The sequence below is a fragment of the Rhodobacteraceae bacterium IMCC1335 genome, from assembly GCA_039640495.1.
In the GTDB taxonomy this organism is placed as follows: domain Bacteria; phylum Pseudomonadota; class Alphaproteobacteria; order Rhodobacterales; family Rhodobacteraceae; genus Thalassovivens.
On the sequence record CP046864.1, the window covers coordinates 361,512 to 382,185 of the forward strand.

19 protein-coding genes are annotated in these 20,674 nt (G+C 48.7%); 7 read left to right on the forward strand and 12 right to left on the reverse strand.

The features are described from left to right. Positions 1 to 4 precede the first annotated feature (4 nt). From GN241_01725 to GN241_01735, 3 genes are read right to left on the reverse strand one after another with little or no spacing between them, the layout of a single operon-like run. Positions 5 to 874: a carboxyvinyl-carboxyphosphonate phosphorylmutase gene (locus GN241_01725; protein XAT56192.1), complete on the reverse strand. Its 870-nt coding sequence runs from the start codon at positions 872 to 874 to the stop codon at positions 5 to 7. Next, a complete protein-coding gene (locus GN241_01730; protein ID XAT56193.1) occupies positions 871 to 1,377 on the reverse strand; it encodes a 3-isopropylmalate dehydratase in 507 nt (168 codons plus the stop codon). The genes GN241_01725 and GN241_01730 overlap by 4 nt, the downstream gene beginning before the upstream one ends. Continuing rightward, positions 1,378 to 2,649, reverse strand: a complete 1,272-nt coding sequence (locus GN241_01735; protein ID XAT56194.1) for a homoaconitate hydratase family protein — start codon at positions 2,647 to 2,649, stop codon at positions 1,378 to 1,380. A gap of 121 nt (positions 2,650 to 2,770) precedes the next feature. Here GN241_01735 and GN241_01740 point away from each other — a divergent pair, with 121 nt between their 5' ends. After that, entirely contained in the window at positions 2,771 to 3,334 is a 564-nt protein-coding gene (locus GN241_01740; protein ID XAT56195.1) for a DUF4440 domain-containing protein, read from the forward strand. A 13-nt stretch (positions 3,335 to 3,347) separates the two neighbouring features. Continuing rightward, positions 3,348 to 3,740: a hypothetical protein gene (locus GN241_01745; protein ID XAT56196.1), complete on the forward strand. Its 393-nt coding sequence runs from the start codon at positions 3,348 to 3,350 to the stop codon at positions 3,738 to 3,740. Here the strand turns inward: GN241_01745 and GN241_01750 are convergent. Beyond that, positions 3,737 to 4,468 (reverse strand): hydrogenase expression protein HupH, encoded by a 732-nt coding sequence (locus GN241_01750; protein ID XAT59142.1) that lies wholly within the window; start codon positions 4,466 to 4,468, stop codon positions 3,737 to 3,739. The two genes, GN241_01745 and GN241_01750, sit on opposite strands and share 4 nt — an antisense overlap. 90 nt (positions 4,469 to 4,558) lie before the next feature. On the opposite strand from GN241_01750, the gene GN241_01755 reads away from it, so the two are divergent. Beyond that, positions 4,559 to 5,299, forward strand: coding sequence for an SDR family oxidoreductase (locus GN241_01755; GenBank protein XAT56197.1), 741 nt, complete (start codon positions 4,559 to 4,561; stop codon positions 5,297 to 5,299). 1 nt (position 5,300) lies between these two features. Here GN241_01755 and GN241_01760 read toward each other — a convergent pair whose 3' ends face one another. The 5 genes from GN241_01760 to GN241_01780 all read right to left on the reverse strand — a co-directional run bounded on the left by GN241_01760 (position 5,301) and on the right by GN241_01780 (position 9,887). After that, positions 5,301 to 6,002 (reverse strand): ATP-binding cassette domain-containing protein, encoded by a 702-nt coding sequence (locus tag GN241_01760; GenBank protein XAT56198.1) that lies wholly within the window; start codon positions 6,000 to 6,002, stop codon positions 5,301 to 5,303. Beyond that, positions 5,999 to 6,739: an ATP-binding cassette domain-containing protein gene (locus GN241_01765; protein ID XAT56199.1), complete on the reverse strand. Its 741-nt coding sequence runs from the start codon at positions 6,737 to 6,739 to the stop codon at positions 5,999 to 6,001. Before GN241_01765 ends, GN241_01760 begins: the two co-directional genes overlap by 4 nt. Then, positions 6,732 to 7,700 carry a branched-chain amino acid ABC transporter permease gene (locus tag GN241_01770; GenBank protein ID XAT56200.1) on the reverse strand — a complete coding sequence of 323 codons (969 nt, stop codon included), beginning with the start codon at positions 7,698 to 7,700 and terminating at the stop codon, positions 6,732 to 6,734. The genes GN241_01765 and GN241_01770 overlap by 8 nt, the downstream gene beginning before the upstream one ends. Next, a complete protein-coding gene (locus GN241_01775; GenBank protein XAT56201.1) occupies positions 7,697 to 8,575 on the reverse strand; it encodes a branched-chain amino acid ABC transporter permease in 879 nt (292 codons plus the stop codon). The genes GN241_01770 and GN241_01775 overlap by 4 nt, the downstream gene beginning before the upstream one ends. An 82-nt stretch (positions 8,576 to 8,657) precedes the next feature. Beyond that, positions 8,658 to 9,887 carry an ABC transporter substrate-binding protein gene (locus GN241_01780; protein XAT56202.1) on the reverse strand — a complete coding sequence of 410 codons (1,230 nt, stop codon included), beginning with the start codon at positions 9,885 to 9,887 and terminating at the stop codon, positions 8,658 to 8,660. A gap of 143 nt (positions 9,888 to 10,030) precedes the next feature. Here GN241_01780 and GN241_01785 point away from each other — a divergent pair, with 143 nt between their 5' ends. Continuing rightward, complete coding sequence (locus GN241_01785; GenBank protein ID XAT56203.1) at positions 10,031 to 11,368, forward strand: MmgE/PrpD family protein; 1,338 nt, start codon at positions 10,031 to 10,033, stop codon at positions 11,366 to 11,368. Positions 11,369 to 11,530: 162 nt separating this feature from the next. Here the strand turns inward: GN241_01785 and GN241_01790 are convergent, their stop codons facing one another. Both GN241_01790 and GN241_01795 read right to left on the reverse strand, forming a co-directional pair. Continuing rightward, positions 11,531 to 12,913 carry a transposase gene (locus tag GN241_01790; GenBank protein ID XAT56204.1) on the reverse strand — a complete coding sequence of 461 codons (1,383 nt, stop codon included), beginning with the start codon at positions 12,911 to 12,913 and terminating at the stop codon, positions 11,531 to 11,533. 205 nt (positions 12,914 to 13,118) lie between these two features. Beyond that, positions 13,119 to 14,099 carry an isopenicillin N synthase family oxygenase gene (locus GN241_01795; GenBank protein XAT56205.1) on the reverse strand — a complete coding sequence of 327 codons (981 nt, stop codon included), beginning with the start codon at positions 14,097 to 14,099 and terminating at the stop codon, positions 13,119 to 13,121. A gap of 556 nt (positions 14,100 to 14,655) precedes the next feature. Between GN241_01795 and GN241_01800 the strand changes: the two genes are divergently transcribed. The 3 genes from GN241_01800 to GN241_01810 all read left to right on the forward strand — a co-directional run bounded on the left by GN241_01800 (position 14,656) and on the right by GN241_01810 (position 20,093). Further along, positions 14,656 to 16,701 carry an FAD-dependent oxidoreductase gene (locus GN241_01800; GenBank protein XAT56206.1) on the forward strand — a complete coding sequence of 682 codons (2,046 nt, stop codon included), beginning with the start codon at positions 14,656 to 14,658 and terminating at the stop codon, positions 16,699 to 16,701. A 160-nt stretch (positions 16,702 to 16,861) separates the two neighbouring features. Beyond that, the gene (locus tag GN241_01805; protein XAT56207.1) at positions 16,862 to 18,244 is read left to right on the forward strand and encodes a transposase; all 1,383 of its coding nucleotides are present in this window, start codon (positions 16,862 to 16,864) and stop codon (positions 18,242 to 18,244) included. Between the two features lie 706 nt (positions 18,245 to 18,950). Continuing rightward, entirely contained in the window at positions 18,951 to 20,093 is a 1,143-nt protein-coding gene (locus GN241_01810; GenBank protein ID XAT56208.1) for an alpha/beta fold hydrolase, read from the forward strand. Here GN241_01810 and GN241_01815 read toward each other — a convergent pair. Then, entirely contained in the window at positions 20,054 to 20,644 is a 591-nt protein-coding gene (locus GN241_01815; GenBank protein ID XAT56209.1) for a hypothetical protein, read from the reverse strand. The genes GN241_01810 and GN241_01815 overlap by 40 nt on opposite strands. Positions 20,645 to 20,674: the final 30 nt, after the last annotated feature.

Sequence of the window (20,674 nt, forward strand, 5' to 3'; positions counted from 1 at the left end):
AGGTTCAAATATTCCCTTGATCTTCATATTTGCGCCCGAGCTCAATCAAGTCTTTTGTGCCGAGTAAATCGTTCAGACCTTTAAAGTCATGCATTTTATCTGAAAATTTCTGGTTATTTCCATGGGTCAGCAAGCCGCTGTAATAGGCCTGCAAATGATGCGCAATCGCGCGCACAGCTCCTCCAGGAAATATGGCTATTTTATAACCGAGCTTTGCCAGTTCACCGGCAGAAGAAATAGGTGTTTTACCGCCTTCGACCATATTTGCCAAAAGTGGGATCTGAGCTGAAAATTCTGCGCATATGTGTTGCATTTCTTGAAGCGACTGGGGGGCTTCGACGAATAATATATCGGCCCCCGCCTCTTTATAGGCCCAAGCGCGCTCAATCGCTTCGTCAAACCCCTCAACCGCGCGCGCATCCGTGCGCGCAATAATCAACGTCTCCTCACTAGCACGGGCGTCAAGCGCAGCCTTAATTTTTCCAACCATCTCCTGCGTTGAAACCAATTTCTTTCCATCCAAATGCCCACATTTCTTAGGAAAAGACTGATCTTCAAGTTGAATCGCGTGCGCGCCTGAACGTTCAAAACTGCGCACCGTGCGCTGTACATTCAACGCATTGCCAAAACCTGTATCTGCGTCGACAATTATCGGAGTATTTATGCGATCGGTAATTGCGGCCATCGTATCATTCACTTCAGAAACGCTGATCAGGCCAATATCAGAAGTTCCAAACCGCGTGTATGCCAAGCTGGCCCCCGATAAGTAAAGAGCCTGAGCACCCGACTGGCTTGCGATCAAACCCGACAAGGCGTCATATACACCTGGCGCAATGATAAGACCGTCTTTTTCAAGCGCGTCGCGCAAACTCATTGGCCGCTCTCCTCACGTTGAAACCGCTTCTCTAAATGCGGCACCAGGCCGCCATCCAAAATGAGGCGTTTCAAAAAGTCTGGCAACGGGTTCAGCGGAATGTTCGTGCCTCGCCCATCTAAGTTCAATGTAGCCGCGTGAAAGTCAAAATCCACATTTGCTCCATCAACCAATTCTGGCAAACCCATAAGCGCTGCATCTATTACCAAAACAGGCAATCCTAAATTTATGGCATTTCGATAAAAAATACCTGCAAAACTAGGGGCGATAATTGCAGCTATACCTAAATATTTCAAAACTTCAGCTGCTTGTTCACGCGAAGATCCAACCCCCATATTGGCATTGGCCAACATCACATCGCCAGGCCGTACAGAAGCGGCAAATTCAGGCCGCACCGCCTCAAGGCAATGGCGCGCCAGCTCTTCCAAGGGCTTTTTCATATAAAAGCCCGGCGCCAGAACATCCGTATCAATCGTTGTGTCAAACCGCCACAAGCGCGCCATTTATCCGCCCCCCATAACCTGTCTGGGATCACTCAATTTGCCCGTAACGGCCGAAGCTGCGACTGTATAAGGAGAGGCCAAATAAACTTGTGAACTTGGCGCGCCCATGCGGCCTTTAAAATTACGCGCCGTCGAAGATAGACAAACTTGGTTCTCTACCAAACGATCGTCTCCATAGCCCGCGCAGATACCGCAGGAATTGGCCAAGAACTCGGCGCCAGCATCCTGCAAAATTTGCATTATTCCATCTTGCGCGGCTCGGTTTTGATCTCGCAAACTGGCCGGCGCAACTTTCAACGTCACGTTTTTTGCAATACGCCGCCCCTTTAGAACCTCTGCGGCCGCAGCCAGATCTACATACTTTGCACCCGTGCAGGCCCCAATATAGGCCACATCAAAGGAAATGTTACGAAAAGCGTCTGCTGCATCAGCGTTTTCAGGGGAATGCGGAGCCGCAATTTGCGGCTCTAAACTGGCGGCATCAAATTGCATTACATTTTCAGCGCTTTCCGCCGCCTCTATCTGAAAATCGCGCCAATTTGCAGGCACTTTACCACCCGCGGCCTGCACAAAAGCGACGGTAGCTTCATCTGGCGCAATTAAACCCGCTTGCGCGCCCAGCTCTGCCGCCATGTTAGATAAGGTCATCCGCTCTTGCATAGAAAGCGCTTGAATGGTTTCCCCCGCATATTGAATAGCCTGATACCGCCCGCCCCCCATACCAATCTTACGACACATCGCCAGCATCATGTCTTTCGCAGTGACATAAGCGCTTAACTGATTGCGCCATGACATAAGAATTGTCTCTGGAATCTTGATCCAAATTTCGCCTGTTGCAAGCACCCCGGCCATTTCAGTCGCGCCTATGCCAAACATATAGGCGCCAAAGGCGCCGCCGGTCGGTGAATGGCTATCCCCCCCAACGCAGAAAAGCCCTGGAGCCAAATGACCTCGTTCGGGCAGAACAACATGGCAAATGCCCTGCTCATTATAAAATTTATCTATAGATTGGTCTTGGACCCATTGTTTTGTCAAAGCTTGAATGGCTTGCGTTTCCGCATTATCCGCCGGCACATAGTGATCCGTCACCACAACGATTTTATCTTTATCCCACACCTGCCGCTGCAAACGATCTAAAATCGGTTTGACCCGCCGCGGGCCGCCAGAATCGTGGATCATAGCCAGATCAACCGCGCAGATCACAACATCACCAACGCGCAGCTTTGACTGGCCAGAGGCTCTAGAAATAAGCGCTTTTGCTAAAGTATCCATCCAAACTGCCTATCACAGAATTGTCGCATGTCTCTAATCTTCTTTGGCCTTCTCGGCTTCTTGCTATTAAGATACGGAGATTGCTCGGATTTCAACGGGCAAAAATGCAAAGGAAGATGGAATGCCGCTGATAGAATGTACATTGATCGAAGGCTATGATGCGCCGACGCGCCGTTTGGTTTGCGAACGAATAACCGATGCGGCCTGTTCTGCCATTGGGGCATCACCTGAATTTGTAATCGTAACGGTAAAGGAAGTTGCGCCCGAAAATTACATGCGCGGGCGCAGCCAAAAAAAACCCGCCGCCGCGCCGAAACAGCCCGATCAGATTGTAAGGGCGTTTCTTGCGGCAATGGAAAAGCGCGCGATAGATGAGGCAGCTGGTTGGCTAGCGGACGACGTCAAACTGATATTCCCAGGCGGGGTAAGTTTCAGACATCCTGACCAAGTGGTGGCATGGGCAAAAACGCGATATCAATCCGTTTCTAAAACCATAGAAAACATAGAAACGGCTTTTGAAGGCGAGGGCGCGTCCGTATTTTGCTTTGGAACGCTGCAAGGTACTTGGCTGAATGGCGAAAGCTTTACGGGCATTCGTTTTATCGACAGGTTCATGATATGCGGTGGCAAAATAACAGAGCAGCAGGTCTGGAATGACTTGGCAGAGAACAAGCATCAACATTAGAGGCGCTACAGCAATGGCCGAGACAATCCTTCAGAAACGTGTGTTGGACTATTTTCGTGGTGTCGACCAAGAAGATTTGCCCCTTATATTAACAACATTATGCAAAGACTGTCTGTTTTCGGTCGAAACGCATGGAATCGCGCTAAAAGGGCATCAAGAGATTAGCGGAATGTTCCAGCGGCTATGGTCCAAGCACAAATGGGTGCGCCATGACCAGTTTTCATTTGTGGAAAATACAACGAATGCCGAAATTGCAACCCGGTTCAGGGTAACCAATATGCTAAAAACGGGACAGCTGGTCTATAAATCCAATTGTAACTTTTTCACCCTTAAGGATGAAAAATTTGACACTGTGCGCGTTTATATGGCCGGCGAAAACACGCTGAACCATGCTGATGCAGATTAGTGATTAAATTCACCGGCAGCGTCCATCATTGCCTGCACCATAGCATCGCGCGGTGCTGGCGATGTTGGATAGGCGCGCGCGCTTTGCGTAAGCCCCAAACCTAGTAAGGTTTCCACCAGTTTATAAGTCAATGGGCCGGGATTGATCACCGGGATATCTAATGCATCAGCAAGATACGCATGGGCTTGATGCATTGTTGTTGATCCCAGCAAAATAACATCAGCGCCGTCTTGATCAATCGCTTGCTGCGCTGCAGACAATAATTTTGAAAAAATCTCTTCTTCTTTACCTTCTAATAAGACTTGATTGTCCGGAGCCACGTCGATCGATCTTATCGAGGCCATCTGCATCTGAAGACCCAAGTCTTTTGCCGTTTTTTGGTAAAGATGATCCCATTTTTTCCACATTGTCAGAATTGAAAACCGCCGCCCCAACATCAGGGCGGTTAACATGGAAGCCCGTCCGGGCCCGACAACCGGGATCGATAAAACCGAGCGTAACGCAGCCACTCCGGAATCACTCATCGTATCCACGCAAACGGCATCAAACCCATCTTGTTCAGCGCTTTGACCAGCTTCCAGAATGGCCATATCCGCAAGCACCATATCGGCCTCTGAAATATAGTTTTTAGGCGCAGCTTTCACCGCTTTGAACGTAAATGCCATTTGCTCGGATATTTGAACCGCATCGAGCTGTTGTTTGCGCAGGGCCAAATTGTCTTTTGACATTGGAAACGGAACAATCACCAAAATTTGCTTCATATATTCATACCACTGTGCAACTCTTCTAACAGATTTCCTCGATCTAGGACGCCACCAATGATATCGCTTGTCAATAGACGTCTATTCATAACCGGGATGGGAAGTGGCATCGGCCTTGCAAGTGCGCGCCTTGCCAAGAGCCTTGGCGCGCATGTTTCAGGGACTGTTTTCAACAAGGCACAACGTGACGCAGTCGCGCCGATAGTCTCTGCTGATCACTGCTTTGAGCTGGACATCACCGATGAAAACGCATTGCACAGCGCAATACGGCAAGCCGCAGAGACATCCGAGGGGTTAGACGGGATTTTATCTTCAGCTGGTATGATTAAACTGCTGCGCAGCGAAGAGACCAGCCCGCCAGATTGGGCCCGCATTCTGGATGTAAATTTGAATGCGAGCTTTCAGCTTGCCAAATGCGCTATTCCCTATTTGCGCCAAAATGAAGCAAGCGCCATTGTGATGATCTCAAGTCAAATTGGCCTCGTCGGGCATAAAAATGCAGCGGCATATGCCGCCTCAAAATCCGCGATTAATGGTTTGGCCCGATCGATGGCGCTTGAGCTTGCGGAAGATAACATACGGGTGAATGCCATTGCACCGGGCCCAATCGCAACCGATATGACAGCCGCGACGCGCGCCAACAAACCCCGCTTCGAAGCCTTGAGGCAAGCGATACCTTTGGGCCGTTTTGGACGCGCCGAAGAAATCGCCAATCTGGCGGCGTTTTTACTTTCGGACGCGGCCTCATTCATAACCGGTCAGGTGATAGTGGCAGATGGCGGTTTCACCGCGCAATGACTTACAAGCCCAAATATGACCTTTTCAAATCACTGTTTTCGCGTAAGTCGGCAGCAGGACCCGACATAGCGACCGTGCCCTCTGCAATCACATAAGCCCGATTTGCAATCGCGAGCGATTGAATGACATTCTGCTCCACCAATATCACGGCGAGACCGCTTTCATTAATCTGTTTTATCAATGTGAACATCTGCTCCACCAATAAAGGAGAAAGGCCCAACGATGGCTCATCCAATAGCAGCACGCGTGGCTCTCCCATCAGACCGCGCGCTATGGCAACCATCTGCTGTTCGCCCCCCGAAAGCGTACCAGCGGTTTGAAATAGGCGTTCTTTGAGTTTAGGAAAAACGCCCAGAACCCGCTCAAGATTGCTGGCCCGATTGGGCTTGCCCCGGCGATAACTGCCCAATTCAAGGTTTTCTTTCACGGATAGGTTGGGAAATAACTTGCGCCCCTCGGGGACATGTATCAGGCCCATATCAACGATCTCAACCGGGTCGCACCCCGAGATTAAAACATCATCGAAATAGATCGAACCAGAGCTTGGCTTGATCAAGCCCGAAATTGTGTTGTTCAGCGTGGTTTTTCCAACACCATTACTACCCAGAACCGCGACAATTTCTCCCGCACCCACATCTAGCGTGACATCGCGCAACACCTGCAGCGGACCGTAGCCCGCGTTTAAACCTTCAATCCTGATCATGCTGCACCCTCGCCAGCCATCGCCGCGGCCGCCCCATGGCCAAGATAGGCCTCAATAACGATTGGGTTCGATGCCACCGATTCCGGCGTGCCTTGGGCGATCAGTTTTCCATCATTTAAAACATATGTTCTATCAGATAAATTCACGACCGCTTTCATCACATGCTCGATTAAAAAAATCGTCACGCCTGTATCGCGAATACCCTTAATGACGTCGACAATTTCGTCGATTTCGGTCGGGTTAAGGCCCGCCATAACCTCATCAAGCAAAAGCAGCTTTGGTTTGGTGGCTAAGGCCCGTGCCAGTTCAAGGCGCTTTCGGGCCGCAACGGTCAATCCATCTGCTTTTTGATGCAATTGCGAGGTCATGCCAACAATGTCAGCCACGCGTTCCGCCTCACGTTGCGCCAAGGCTTTATCGCCGGTTCGAGAATAGGCCCCAACCATAATATTCTCCAGCGTATTCAAAGCCGCGAATGGTTGAGTGATTTGAAACGTGCGTACCATGCCTCTCTGGCAGATTTTATGCGGTTTCAGATTTAAAATCGACTGCCCATGCAGCTGCACGTCACCGCCATCGGGCTTCAAAAAACCGGCAATACTCGCAAATAATGTTGTTTTGCCTGCCCCATTGGGCCCGATCAAAGATACAATCTCACCTTCAATCACCGATAAATCCACCGCAGAAACGGCGATCAAACCGCCGAAGCGTTTTGTAAGTTGCTTTACTTCAAGCACCACCGTCCTCCTTTTTGCCGCGGGTCTTGCGAAAAAGCCCGACCAAGCCGTTTGGAAGATACGAGATGATAAAAATCAAAATCACCCCATAAACGATCAGGCTCAAACCCGGGGTATCAATAAAATGTCGGGCGACTTCATTCACAACATGCAACACAACCGATCCGATAAGCGGTCCAAACACTGTGCCCAGCCCTCCAACGATGCTTACGAGTAACATTTCAACCGATAAGGCGATGGAATATGAAATTGGCGGGTCAATATATAAATATTTCTGGGCATAAAATGTTCCCGCAGCGCCGCCCATACCCCCCATAATCATAATCGCATAGAGCTTGCATTTCAGCGTATCAATGCCCAAAGCTTCCGCGGCCTCTTCATTCTCTCGGATCGCAACAAGCTGCGCGCCAAATCGTGATCGTTCCAACCACAGGGCAATCGCCAAAGAAATCACCAGCAAGAAAAGCGAGAAATAGTAAAAGCCCGTGGGCGAAACAAATTGCAAATTCTTTAACCCGGGCGCATAGGTGAGGAAAAGCCCAACACCTCCGCCCGTAAATTCAACCGAATTTGCCAAAACGCGCAAAAGCTCTGCAAAAGCCAGCGTGATCAACGCGAAATATGATCCACGCAAGCCTGATCTGAAGCTTAAATATCCGACCAGAAATCCTAAAAGTGCTCCCATCAACACGGCCACAAAAATGCCAAAGATAGGAGGTATACCAAACGTGATCAAAAGAATGGAAGATGTATACGCCCCGGTTCCAAAGAACATAACACCACCAAAAGAAAACTGACCTGCGTACCCACCCAAAATATTCCAAGACTGCCCGATATAGGCAGTAAAAAAAATCAAAGTCAGAACATCGAGGTAGAATTTGCTTGAGATACCAACTGGTGCAAGCGCAGCTACCAGAAAAGCCAACCCGAACAACAATGCATTTTTAGCCTTAAAAGTCATGCCTTGCTCCCGAAAATACCCGTCGGTCTAAAAATCAGGATCAAGATAAAGATAAGAGAAATTCCAATCTGCCCCAGGCTTTCGCCCAGAAGCAGCCCCCCAACAGATTCTGTTATTCCAATAATAAAACCGCCCAGCAAAGCCCCAACGATACTGCCCATCCCTCCTAAGACAACGATTGTAAAAGCGATTATGACAAATACGTTTCCGGTATAGGGGTCTACGTAAAAAATTGGCAGTAACATGCAACCAGCGGCGCCCAAACAAGCGATACCAATGCCAAATGTTACTGCAAAAACATGCTCAACATCGATCCCAACCAATCTGGCCCCTTCGCGCTGTTTCGCAACGGCGCGTATTGCCTTTCCTAAATCTGTGAGGGACATCAACATCCAAAGAAATCCACAGATCACAAGCGAGGCGATGAAAGAGATCAGCTTGGGATATGACAGATACAAGAAGCCTAAATCGAGTGAGTCATAACTATAAGAAAGGCTTATCGTTTGTTGATCGCCTGTGAAAAAAAACAAAGCTGCGTTTTCAAGTATAATCGATAAACCCAGCGTGATCAGCAGGATATTTTGATCTTTGCCGCCGGAAAGCTTCCCGATCCCCCATCGATAAATGACATAGCCAAAAATAAAGCTCGCCGGCGTCACAATAAGGATCGCCACGTAAGGATCTATATTCAAGATTTTAAACAGAAAATAAGCAGAATACAGCGCCAGCATCAACATCGCACCATGAGCAAAGTTAATAATGTGCAGCACACCGTAAATCAGCGTTAAGCCCAAAGCGACCAGCGCGTAAATAGCGCCAAACATAAACCCATTAATGATGCCTGCTGGAAGCAGTGAAAGACTGGTTGATAACATCTAATTTCTTTGCTCGATGACGGTTTGTTGTGGGGGGCAGCCTTTAATTCACAAAAGGCTGCCTCCATTTCATACTACTCTTTTAACTACGCGGGAAAACCGCAGAGGCGGACGCGTAGTCAGAGGGTGCTATAATTTGCACATCGCCCTTCTGTGCTTGAATGGCAACTGCGCGCGACCCCATATTTTGACCATCAACCATTTTAGTCGGTCCGTAAGGCATAAAGTCAATATCCAGCGTTGAGCTCGCCAAAGCTGCATTCACAGCCTCTTTATCGGTGGAGCCTGCACGCTCAAACCCATCGGCAAGGAACATGATTGACATGTAAGCGCAATATACTTCGAAGGTGAAATACTTACCATCTGCCTCGGTGCGCGCACGCATCTGTTGCCCCGATGCCGAGCTCGGATCATACCAATGGTTCACATCGATCATATTTTCTGCAATTTGAGGCATTTCATCCACAAACTTGAAGTTGAAACCGCCTCCAAGCACAGAATAGCTGGCCATAAAATCAACCCGCTGTTGACGCAAGGTTTTCGCAAGTAGGATATATTCACCAGGATAATTGATCGGCATGATGATATCCGGCTTGGCCGATTTTAACCGCAATGCGATATTATCAAAATTTCGCGTTGGATTGGCATGTTTGATCGTTTCAATCACCTCCAAACCATGACTGGCAAGGGCTTTGGTCACCAGTTTGGCTGTTCCTGTACCAAATTCTGATTCCTCATGCACGATTGCAACCGTTTTGGCAGGTGAGCCTGCGGCTTTGTTAATCTCGGCAAGATTAACGGATGCATCTGCCGCAATCCGGCCATATCCATCCGCCATTCTAAAGACATTGCTCAGACCGCGCTGCACCAATTTATCCGAAACACCAACATCAACCGAGAACGGTATATTATATTTGGCCGCCGCTGCAGAGGCCGCAAGTCCAACGGCTGATTGATAACAGCCTTGAATGGCGTGCACACCTGCCTCGTTCATTTTTTCAACTTCGGCGGCGCCGATCTCTGGTTTTGTCTGCGAATCTCCCAAAACCGCTTCTAATGCCGCGCCGCCCATAGATTTTATACCGCCCGCGGCGTTGAGATCGGCAATGGCCATTTGCGCACCATAGCGCAATTGTGCGGCCGGATAGGCAGCCCAGCCCGTTGCGGGATGGATCAAGCCAATTTTAACGGCACCAGCGGCACGCGCGATTTGTGGAGCTGATAAACCTGCTGCGGCAAGTGCAAATGTTGCCGAGGCCCCTTTCATAAATTTACGGCGCGAGCCTGTAAACAAATCCTTTGATTTAGTCATTAAACCCTCCTGTCGGTTTTACATAAGCCATTACTTGGCCCTTATACTTTGATTAGACACGTAAAACTCTTCTTGTGTCCAACCAATAATGATAAAATAGCACGCAACGCAGATAATCAAATTTGTAAAGTTGGAACAAACTTATGCCAAATCACCTTCACGCTTTTGCTGATTTCCTTACGCAAACAAAATTCAATGATATTCCTGAACCGGCTGTAAAACGGGCAAAACTGATTATAGCCGATTGCATTGCGGCCATTGTAGGCGGCAGCGCTGAGGCCGAAAATCAAGCCCTGGAAACCTCAATCATGCGCCACGGATGTGCGCGTATCTTAGGCGGCTCAAACTTCAGCGATGCACAATCGGCAAGCTTGATGAACGGAACAGCGGGCACCGCGCTAGAAATGGATGAAGGTCATCAATTTGCACGAGGACATCCTGGTATGCATGTTTTCCCAGCATTGCTTGCCGCCTCCGACACCGCGGATGCGCCGGTCACAGGGCAAGAATTTCTTCAGTCGTTTATCCTTGGATATGACATTGCCGCGCGTATCGGACTTGCAACAAACCTGAACCCCCATATGCACCCGCATGGCACCTGGGGCGTTATCGGCGCTGCTTGCGCGATTGGCGTCTTAAATCGCTTAGACAGACAAAAAATTATAGAACTGATCAATATTTCTTCAAACTTCAGCTTAACGACCAGCCGAAAAACCATGCTGGAAGGGGGCACGGTTCGCAATTCCTACACGGGTATTTCCAGTCAAATGGCGCATTTGGCTTATCAAATTTTACAAGCCGGTTTCAGTGGAGAAAAAGATGGAATCGGCTCTGTTTTTGGAAATATTGTTTCTTCAGGCTTTGATACCGCTGCAGCTTTGGACGCGTTGGGAACGCGGTTTGAGGTAACTCGAAACTATTTCAAGCTTCACGCGTGCTGTCGTTATAATCATGCAGCTTTGGACGCACTCTGGCTCTTAATGGAACAATATTCAGAGCTTCAAGATCCCGAAAACATTGCACATATCAATGTTGAAAGCTATTTTCTGGCGGCCGAATTGACCGATCCAAAACCGCGCAATATGCTGGCGGCACGGTTTTCTGTTCCCTTTGCTGTGGCCACAAGTTTGGTCAATAGATCCTCAAAAATTGAGAGCTTTACCCAAGATATGCTTAGGAAGACCAAAATATTGGAACTGGCTGCAAAAACATCGATTAAAGAAAATGCCGATATGTCAGCGCAATTACCCGATTATCGCCCTGCCAGTATCTGCATTACTATGCAAAATGGAAGCACCTATCGCGCGAGTGTAAAAACCAACCGTGGGGATTGGCGAGATCCTTATTCTGAAGCTGCATTAAAAGAAAAATATACTAGCTTAACCGCCCGCCGTTGGAGCATCGCAAAAAGCAATGCTCTTTATACACGCATTCTAAATTTGGATCGCGCCTTGGACATGAAAGAAGTATTCACCCTTTAAAAAAGGCGTCAGCAGGCACGGTAGTTTTTCGCTGCGAGCGCGCGCAGCACAATAGACGAACTCACAGTATGGGCTAATTGTGTTGAAAAACTCGTTGTTTTTGGGCCATTGATACTGGTTACTACGTTGATTTCATTTGGCTGTTCGTAGCCAGCCTGCCTTTCACCCTGCGGCTGGTCCCATGGGTTTGAGCTGAGCGAGTTTTCGGAGGTTTTGGGCGGTTGCTGCGAGGGTAAATTCGTCCTGGACGCCGTATGGGCCGCGTAATCGGAGCCTGGGCAAACCAAGGATGCGTTTGAGGTGGGCGAAGAGCATCTCGACTTTCTTTCGTCGGTTCGAAGCGGTCTGATTGAAGTCTGATGCAATGCATTGACGTGCAAATTCTCGGACGATCTCGTATTTCTCCCGATGAATCGCACGCGTCTCTGATTTGGGGCAGCATTTGGCTTTTAATGAGCAATCGATGCAATCGGATTTAAGGGCCCGGTATTTGCGCGCTTTCCATTTTGGAGCGTTCCGAGCGGGATCGGAATAGGTGCGTCGCGTATGCTTCATCTCTTTGCCGCCAGGACAGATATAGCGGTCGTTCTCATCATCCCATGTGAAGTCTGATCTGGAGAATGTCCTATCAGTGCGCTCACCCTTATCAAAGACGGGAATGAAGGGCAGGATTTGTCGCTTGAGTGCCAGCCAAACAAGATTGTCAGATGAACCGTAAGCCGTATCAGCAGCGATCCAATCCGGCTTCAGGCCAAAGCGTTCTTCGGTCCGGTCAATCATCTTGCGCATGGCTCCAACCTCGGCGGTTCTGTTCGAACGGCTGGCGTCGACATCAACGATGATACTGTGATCTGTATCGATCAGATAATTGGTGGAATACGCAAAGAACGCCGGGCCTTTACGCGCTGCAGTCCATTGGCTGGCCGGATCAGCATGAGCAGTAAACTTGGGGTTGGTCGTGCTGGCCGCACCAAAGGCCTCGTCGTCTAGCGTGTCGAGATATTCCTGCACCGCGCGTGGTGCGTCATCGATGTCGGCCACACGGGCTGCCCAGTCTTCAGGGTTGCTGGAGTTCTGTCTTTGGACATCTGCACTGATCAAGCTGGCATCGATTGCAAATCCTTGGCCGCCCACCAGTCCTTCTTCCATGCAGCGCGCAACAGTCGTCTCAAATACATGGCGCAGAAGGTCACTCTCGCGAAAGCGTCCGTGGCGGTTCTTGGAAAACGTCGAATGATCCGGGATACGCTCACTAAGGTCCAGGCGGCAGAACCAGCGATAGGCCAGGTTCAGATGAACCTCTTCGCACAAGCGGCGTTCCGACCGGATGCCGGAGCAATAGCCCACAAGCAACATCCGGATCATCAATTCAGGATCAATGGATGGGCGACCAGTATGGCTGTAAAACTCGGCAAGATGCGCACGAATACTCCTCAGATCAACAAACCGATCAATCGAACGCAACAGGTGGTTTTGGGGAACGTGATCTTCCAGCGAAAACTCATAAAACAGTGCTGCCTGCGCCTCCTGCCTTGGTCCCAACATCGCAAATCCCCCTGTCCAATACACAGATTGAATCAGCGATTGACCATTCAATCAAGCAAGAGTTTTTCAACACAATTGGCGCAAAGTGACTAATTTTGCACTCTTTATCAATGGCTGCTCTTAAGGTTGAGATTTAGGCAAGAAGAACCGCAATGATATTCGTCAATCTGTTTGCGTTAAAAATGGATTAGCCGTCTCGATTTCCCTATTTTTTATATTGGGCAAAGCTCTTTGCATTGCGTTCCATGATATATTGCCCGGTGCGGACGGGGTCGAACAGGCTATTGTGGGCGGATACGCCAAGATCGACCGGATCAATGACTGTATCTGTATGCGGATCAAAAAATACGGGTATGGAATAGCGCGCGTGGCTGGTACGATTAATCACGCGATGTACAGCTGAGGCAAATCGTTTGTTGCTCCATCGCGCCAACAGATCACCGATATTGCAAACCAAAGTGCCAGGAATAGGTGGCGCTTCGATCCAGTCGCCAGATTTAGCTCGCACTTGAAGCCCGCCACTGCTGTCTTGCATCAAAACGGTCAGCACACCGAAACCGGTGTGTGGGGCAACGCCGAAGCGGGCCTCTGCTTCGTCTCGCGCTGTTGATGCTGGGTAATAAACCATCTGCCCGCGCGCGAGGGGTTTAGCATAAACTTCATCAAAGAAGTCGGCGGGCTGATCAAGACTGACGGCCACCGCCGCCATGACGCAGCGAGCCACTTTACAAACGGCGTCGTAGTAAGGAACCAAATCTGCATAGAGGCGGGGAAAATCTTTCGGCCATTGGTTCAGAGCGCATAGCGGTTTGCCAGCAAGCACGTCCGCGTCATCTGCCGCCGTGTGGGCGCCCCAAAAGAAGACCTCTTTTAGGTCATGGGTCTTTGACCCCTGCAAACGCGACATCCCTTGCGCCAGCCAGCCGCGTTGATTTTTGTCCACAGCGACAGCTTGTTTTTCGCTTTCGGGTAGTTCAAAAAATGCTTTGGCGACTGCAAATGCCTGTTCCATCAGGGCAGATTCTATCCCATGGTTCGAGATATAAAAAAAACCATGGTTTATCGCGGCAGCGTAAATCGCGTCTGCAACACCGTTGATGCCGTCACCAGAAACCGCACCTGAAACGTCGATCACAGGGATCGTTTTAGTGTCAGTTGATTGGGCATTTGCAAAATCAACCGGCATAGAAGTTTCCTTTAAGCGCACAAGTGGCTTGGCTGGATGATACCATTACACGCAACCTCAACCTTAATAAGAATATCGGTAATGGAAAGGCCATTTAGCATTTTGCAATCCTGAAATTATCAATAGGCCTAAAATCAACATTAAGGCTTTGGGCTTAAAAGTCGGCTTTGTCCGCAACGCTGACCTTGGGGTCCATGAGCGCGAAAACACGCTCTGCCTGCCGAAAGCTAAAGAGTAAAGTTCTTTTTTCGTTCTTTGGTTTTTTAAAGTAGAGCTACAAGACGCACCCAAAATTATGACTTTCGACAGAGCTCTGCTGTCATAAAAAATTCTTTTCACTGGACTTTCCTGGCTCCACAAACCTGTGTGTAGCTATGCCTGAACAAAAAACAGTAATTCTTACTTAGTACAACCGACTTAAAATGACTGGGCGAATATAGGGGCTAGACAATTGACAAAAATTTAAGGTGGTTTAGCCTAAAAAGGGCACATTCGTGCGCCGTCTAAATTCATATTTGCGAATACTTGAACTCAAATTTTCAATTGAGAGTGTGCCATGTCAGACCCGCTTTTATTGCCGTTTCAATTGGGAGCGATGACCATTAAAAATCGTATTGTCAGCACGTGCCATGCGCCTGCATTAGCAGAAGATGGTATGCCAAAAGAGCGATATCAACGTTACCATTTGGAAAAAGCCAAAGGCGGGATCGGGATGACGATGATAGGTGGGTCATCTTGCGTGAGCCCTGACTCACCTTCTGTCTTCGGTCAGCTAGATGTGTCGTCTGATCGGATGATCCCTTATTTTAGAGAATTTGCTGAGCGCATCCATAAAGAAGATTGCCGTATTGTGTGCCAAATTTCGCATTTGGGACGCCGAACAACATGGAATGACGGCGATTGGCTGCCAGTGATTGCACCTTCACGCGTGCGTGAACCTGCCCATCGAGGGTTTCCGAAAGTGATGGACCATTCCGACATCAAACGCGTTATTGGTGATTATGTTGCCGCCGCGCGCCGTATGCGTGATGCGGGGCTTGATGGTGTTGAGATTTTGCAAAATGGGCATTTGCCCGGGCAGTTTCTTTCGCCTGATACAAACCTGCGTGATGATGAATATGGCGGCGATTTAATAGGGCGGATGCGTTTTCTGCGTGAACTTTATGACAAGGTTAAAGAGGAATTAGGCACTGATTTTGTGATTGGCGCGCGGGTTGAAATGGACAGTAAGCTAACAGAAGGCTTGCAAAAAGAAGAAGCGTTAGAAGCCCTGAAGATTATTGAAGCAGACGGTACGATTGATTATTTCAATCTAAATGTAGGGAGGTCAGATACGGAATATATGCTGGCAAATTATCCGGTACCTGCAATGTTTAAAGAGCTGGCTCCGTTCCTACAATTGGCGGGGACGTTTAAGGCTGAGCTGAAAACGCCAACCATCCACGCGGCGCGCATCTCTGACCTTGCAACCGCGCGATATGCCATCCAAGAAAAGCTGGTTGATTTGGTGGGCATGACGCGGGCGCATATCGCTGATCCGCATTTGGTCAATAAACTTAAAGAGGGCCGCGCCGAAGAAATCCGACCTTGTGTGGGGGCAGGATATTGTATTGACCGCATCTATAATGAAGGTGAGATGTTGTGCATCCATAATGTTGCGACAACTCGAGAACAAAGTATTCCACATATCACTCCACCATCTAGCGGCACATCAAAAAAGGTTGTGGTTGTCGGTGGCGGGCCTGCAGGGTTAGAAGCGGCCCGTGTTTCAGCCTTGCGAGGGCACGAGGTGACGTTGATCGAAGCGTCTTCTGAATTAGGGGGACAAGTTCGCCTTGCTGCAAAAAGTCAGGTACGTAAAGACCTGATCGGCATTGTTGATTGGCTGAGCAGTGAAGTAATGAGGCTCGGGGTTGATATCCATTGGCAACAATTTGCAGATCATGAGATGATCGAAGCGCTCAAGCCTGATATTGTGGTGGTAGCAACAGGTGGTGTGCCTGACCTTCAGTATATTAAGGGTGGTGAACTGGCGCATTCAACATGGGATGTTTTGTCAGGGGAGGCGCTCAAGATAGCTTCGGGTGAAGAGATGGTTGTGGTTTATGATGACCACGGACAGCATCAAGCTGCATCAACAGTAGTTGAACTGGCAAAGCGCGGGTTTAAAGTGCGGCTGGTAACGCCTGACCGCCATGCGGTTCATGAAATGGGGGCATCAAACTTCCCGATGTATATTAAAGCATTTCATGACCATCAGGTTGAGGTGACGCCTGATTTCAGGTTGAACAGTATCAGCAGTGAAGGTAACGGTGTACTAGCCGAATTTAACTCTGATTACGGCGACCATCCCCATAAATTAAAGGCAGATTATATTGTGGTCGAACACGGCACATTGCCGAATGACGAGCTTTACTATGAGCTGGTGGCCAACGCGGCAAACCATGGAATAGTTGATATTCCGGCGTTGATAGCAGGTGAGGCGCAACCGAGCATATCTAATTATGGAGGTCATAACCTATTCAGGGTTGGGGATGCGGTGGCGAGCCGAAATATCCATGCTAGTATTTTGGACTCTAGACGTCTTTGCCAAACGTTTTAAACTTAATGGCCTAGCGGCTCAGATTTTTCTCTTGGGCTAAAGCGGTCATTCTTTCAAATTGCATCGAATGGCAGTACCGAGCCAATTGTGTTGAAAAACTCTTGCTTGATTGAATGGTCAATCGCTGATTCAATCTGTGTATTGGACAGGGGGATTTGCGATGTTGGGACCAAGGCAGGAGGCGCAGGCAGCACTGTTTTATGAGTTTTCGCTGGAAGATCACGTTCCCCAAAACCACCTGTTGCGTTCGATTGATCGGTTTGTTGATCTGAGGAGTATTCGTGCGCATCTTGCCGAGTTTTACAGCCATACTGGTCGCCCATCCATTGATCCTGAATTGATGATCCGGATGTTGCTTGTGGGCTATTGCTCCGGCATCCGGTCGGAACGCCGCTTGTGCGAAGAGGTTCATCTGAACCTGGCCTATCGCTGGTTCTGCCGCCTGGACCTTAGTGAGCGTATCCCGGATCATTCGACGTTTTCCAAGAACCGCCACGGACGCTTTCGCGAGAGTGACCTTCTGCGCCATGTATTTGAGACGACTGTTGCGCGCTGCATGGAAGAAGGACTGGTGGGCGGCCAAGGATTTGCAATCGATGCCAGCTTGATCAGTGCAGATGTCCAAAGACAGAACTCCAGCAACCCTGAAGACTGGGCAGCCCGTGTGGCCGACATCGATGACGCACCACGCGCGGTGCAGGAATATCTCGACACGCTAGACGACGAGGCCTTTGGTGCGGCCAGCACGACCAACCCCAAGTTTACTGCTCATGCTGATCCGGCCAGCCAATGGACTGCAGCGCGTAAAGGCCCGGCGTTCTTTGCGTATTCCACCAATTATCTGATCGATACAGATCACAGTATCATCGTTGATGTCGACGCCAGCCGTTCGAACAGAACCGCCGAGGTTGGAGCCATGCGCAAGATGATTGACCGGACCGAAGAACGCTTTGGCCTGAAGCCGGATTGGATCGCTGCTGATACGGCTTACGGTTCATCTGACAATCTTGTTTGGCTGGCACTCAAGCGACAAATCCTGCCCTTCATTCCCGTCTTTGATAAGGGTGAGCGCACTGATAGGACATTCTCCAGATCAGACTTCACATGGGATGATGAGAACGACCGCTATATCTGTCCTGGCGGCAAAGAGATGAAGCATACGCGACGCACCTATTCCGATCCCGCTCGGAACGCTCCAAAATGGAAAGCGCGCAAATACCGGGCCCTTAAATCCGATTGCATCGATTGCTCATTAAAAGCCAAATGCTGCCCCAAATCAGAGACGCGTGCGATTCATCGGGAGAAATACGAGATCGTCCGAGAATTTGCACGTCAATGCATTGCATCAGACTTCAATCAGACCGCTTCGAACCGACGAAAGAAAGTCGAGATGCTCTTCGCCCACCTCAAACGCATCCTTGGTTTGCCCAGGCTCCGATTACGCGGCCCATACGGCGTCCAGGACGAATTTACCCTCGCAGCAACCGCCCAAAACCTCCGAAAACTCGCTCAGCTCAAACCCATGGGACCAGCCGCAGGGTGAAAGGCAGGCTGGCTACGAACAGCCAAATGAAATCAACGTAGTAACCAGTATCAATGGCCCAAAAACAACGAGTTTTTCAACACAATCCGTTCTAAACAGCCGTTCGCTGCGGGATCATCTAACGACTGCTGTGCGGGAATTTGCCGGATTTTTAACTTGTGCTCCGAATGGCTGCTTATATTTCAGACAATATAAAAATCTGTCTTTTTCAAAGTGAATTCAATATTTTGTTTTACCAAACCTATCATATCCTAGACTGCTAAAATGGTCGGATCTGTCGCCATTAAATTTCTTTTTATTCTAACGCTTTGTTTACGCGATTCGGCCTAAGTTACTTGTGGGACTAAGCGTGGGACCTGCTTTCAATTTAGAAATAATAATTAAATGATATCAATTAACTAAGTTGAATACTTGGTGCCCAGGAGAAGACGTCGTACTTTATATACTTCTATTTTATTACATATACTTATTTTCAACATGAAATTATAAAGCGGTCCCGAAAACGGTCCTCCCGATGTATAGTGGAGTGATTGCTTTATGCAACAAGCCGCTGCGGTGGGAGGAGTATATCATTCTTTAGCTTTCGCTCCGCCAAGTGAGAATGGGGATGCATAAGTAATCTGTCGCCAAGATTATATGATAACATACCTGCAAGCTTCGTAGTAAAGCTAAAGTGCCTTGTCGAAAATTGTTCAGGAAATCTAGGATGGTATCTCAGATTGCTCACAACTCACAAACATCAATGGTCGAAGTAAAAACCGGTCTCTCGCTGTATACCGTCCAACTCGGTAACCCAGATGGCGCACCGATGCTGGTCCTGCACGCCGGCTGGGGACCAGCGGACAATGAAGAGCACAGGTTAGATATTTTGAGCGAAGAGATACGTTCTAAGTTTCGAATAATCTACTTTCATCAACGCGGGTGGGGACGGTCGAAAATTGAAGAGGTTACTGGGACCGATACCTCCACTGGCATCGACGCAAACATCGACGATTGTGAAGTGTTAAGGCAGCATTTTGGTATCGACAAATGGGCAGTTGTTTATGGCGGTTCGAATGGCGCTACTCTAGGCTTGGCGTATGCCGCCAAATATTTTGGGAGTGCTGTTTCCGGTTTGGTATTGCGCGGATTGTGGCTGATTCGGGAGCAGGATTTGGACCACGACTATGGGGACGGTAAAAACGGCAAGGGAAAGTATTATCCTGCGCAGTGGCGCCGATTCATCGGGCATGTTGGGTACAAGACACGAGCTGATTTGGAAAGATTGGAAAGATCTGAAAATCCTGGGTTAGAACTCGTAAACAAATATTGGGAGTTGATGACAGGCGACAGCCCAGAAAAAAGTCGAAAAGCAGCGGTAAGCTGGTTGAAGTGGGATGCTCTGGGCGCAACTGTAGGTGCCGACAATGCTAATTCCCCCGCAACCAGTATCGAGCTACTGACTTCAGATGAGGATATCGTTAGGTTGGGTTTGACCTTTTACAAGAGTTTGAATTCGCATGCGTCTTCAATTAACTCGAAAAACTTTCTGGAGACAGTAGTTGCGAAAATCAACGGAAATGGTGAGCGTGTTATTGAAAGTCGCGAGGAACTTGTTCGCTCTTTACGGAAAAAAATAAGATTGATCACAGGCGAATTCGACATGCTCTGCCCCCCCGCTTTTGCCTACGAAGTTATCGAAAAGCTATTAGAGAGCGAAGCAGATACGGACGAGCGAACTGAAAGTGAAAGTTTTGCGCTGAAGAAAACATGTCAGATTGTAAAGGGAGCTTCCCATACTCAATACGACCCGGGCATGCCCGACGCTATTCAGAAAGCGATGCTCGAAATTGCGTTTGGTGAGCAATAGTGAATACGAGTATCAAAGATTAAGCTCTCTGTATTTCCAGGCTCTGTCATTGTTTTCCCATTCCAAACAGGAATGCTTAAACCTGGCTCAGCCGTGGGATTACTTGTTAGCGCATCCATAAGCGATTTTAGTTTTTCTTTGGGCAATTCATATTTTGGGAAAGTCGAACGGATTAACGTAAAAACTATGGGCTGAAGATCGAATTTTGTTATTGGCTTTTCAAGTTTCGCAAGCTCGAAAAAATTCATTTCGCGCTTTACAAACTTTGCAGCGACAAACCTTAAGATCTCTATATCAGTTGGGATAATTTCATCACCATTCTCATCGAGCGGCGAAAATACCTCACTGCCATCAAAGGGGTAGTTCCACAGACCTTGCTTTTGACGTTGTTCTAAAATTGCAAATTCAGGACTATTTTCAGCCGCTTCTAATCCAAGCAGTTCCAGCTCTTCTTCGGTATGCTCTCGGCCAATTGTTTCCTGTACCGCCGCCTTAATGAGATCATCTTCTATTCCAGTCAGGCTGAAGTTAGTTTTCTCTTTTTCACCCATTCACAGCCTTTTAGCTCTATAAGCTCTAAA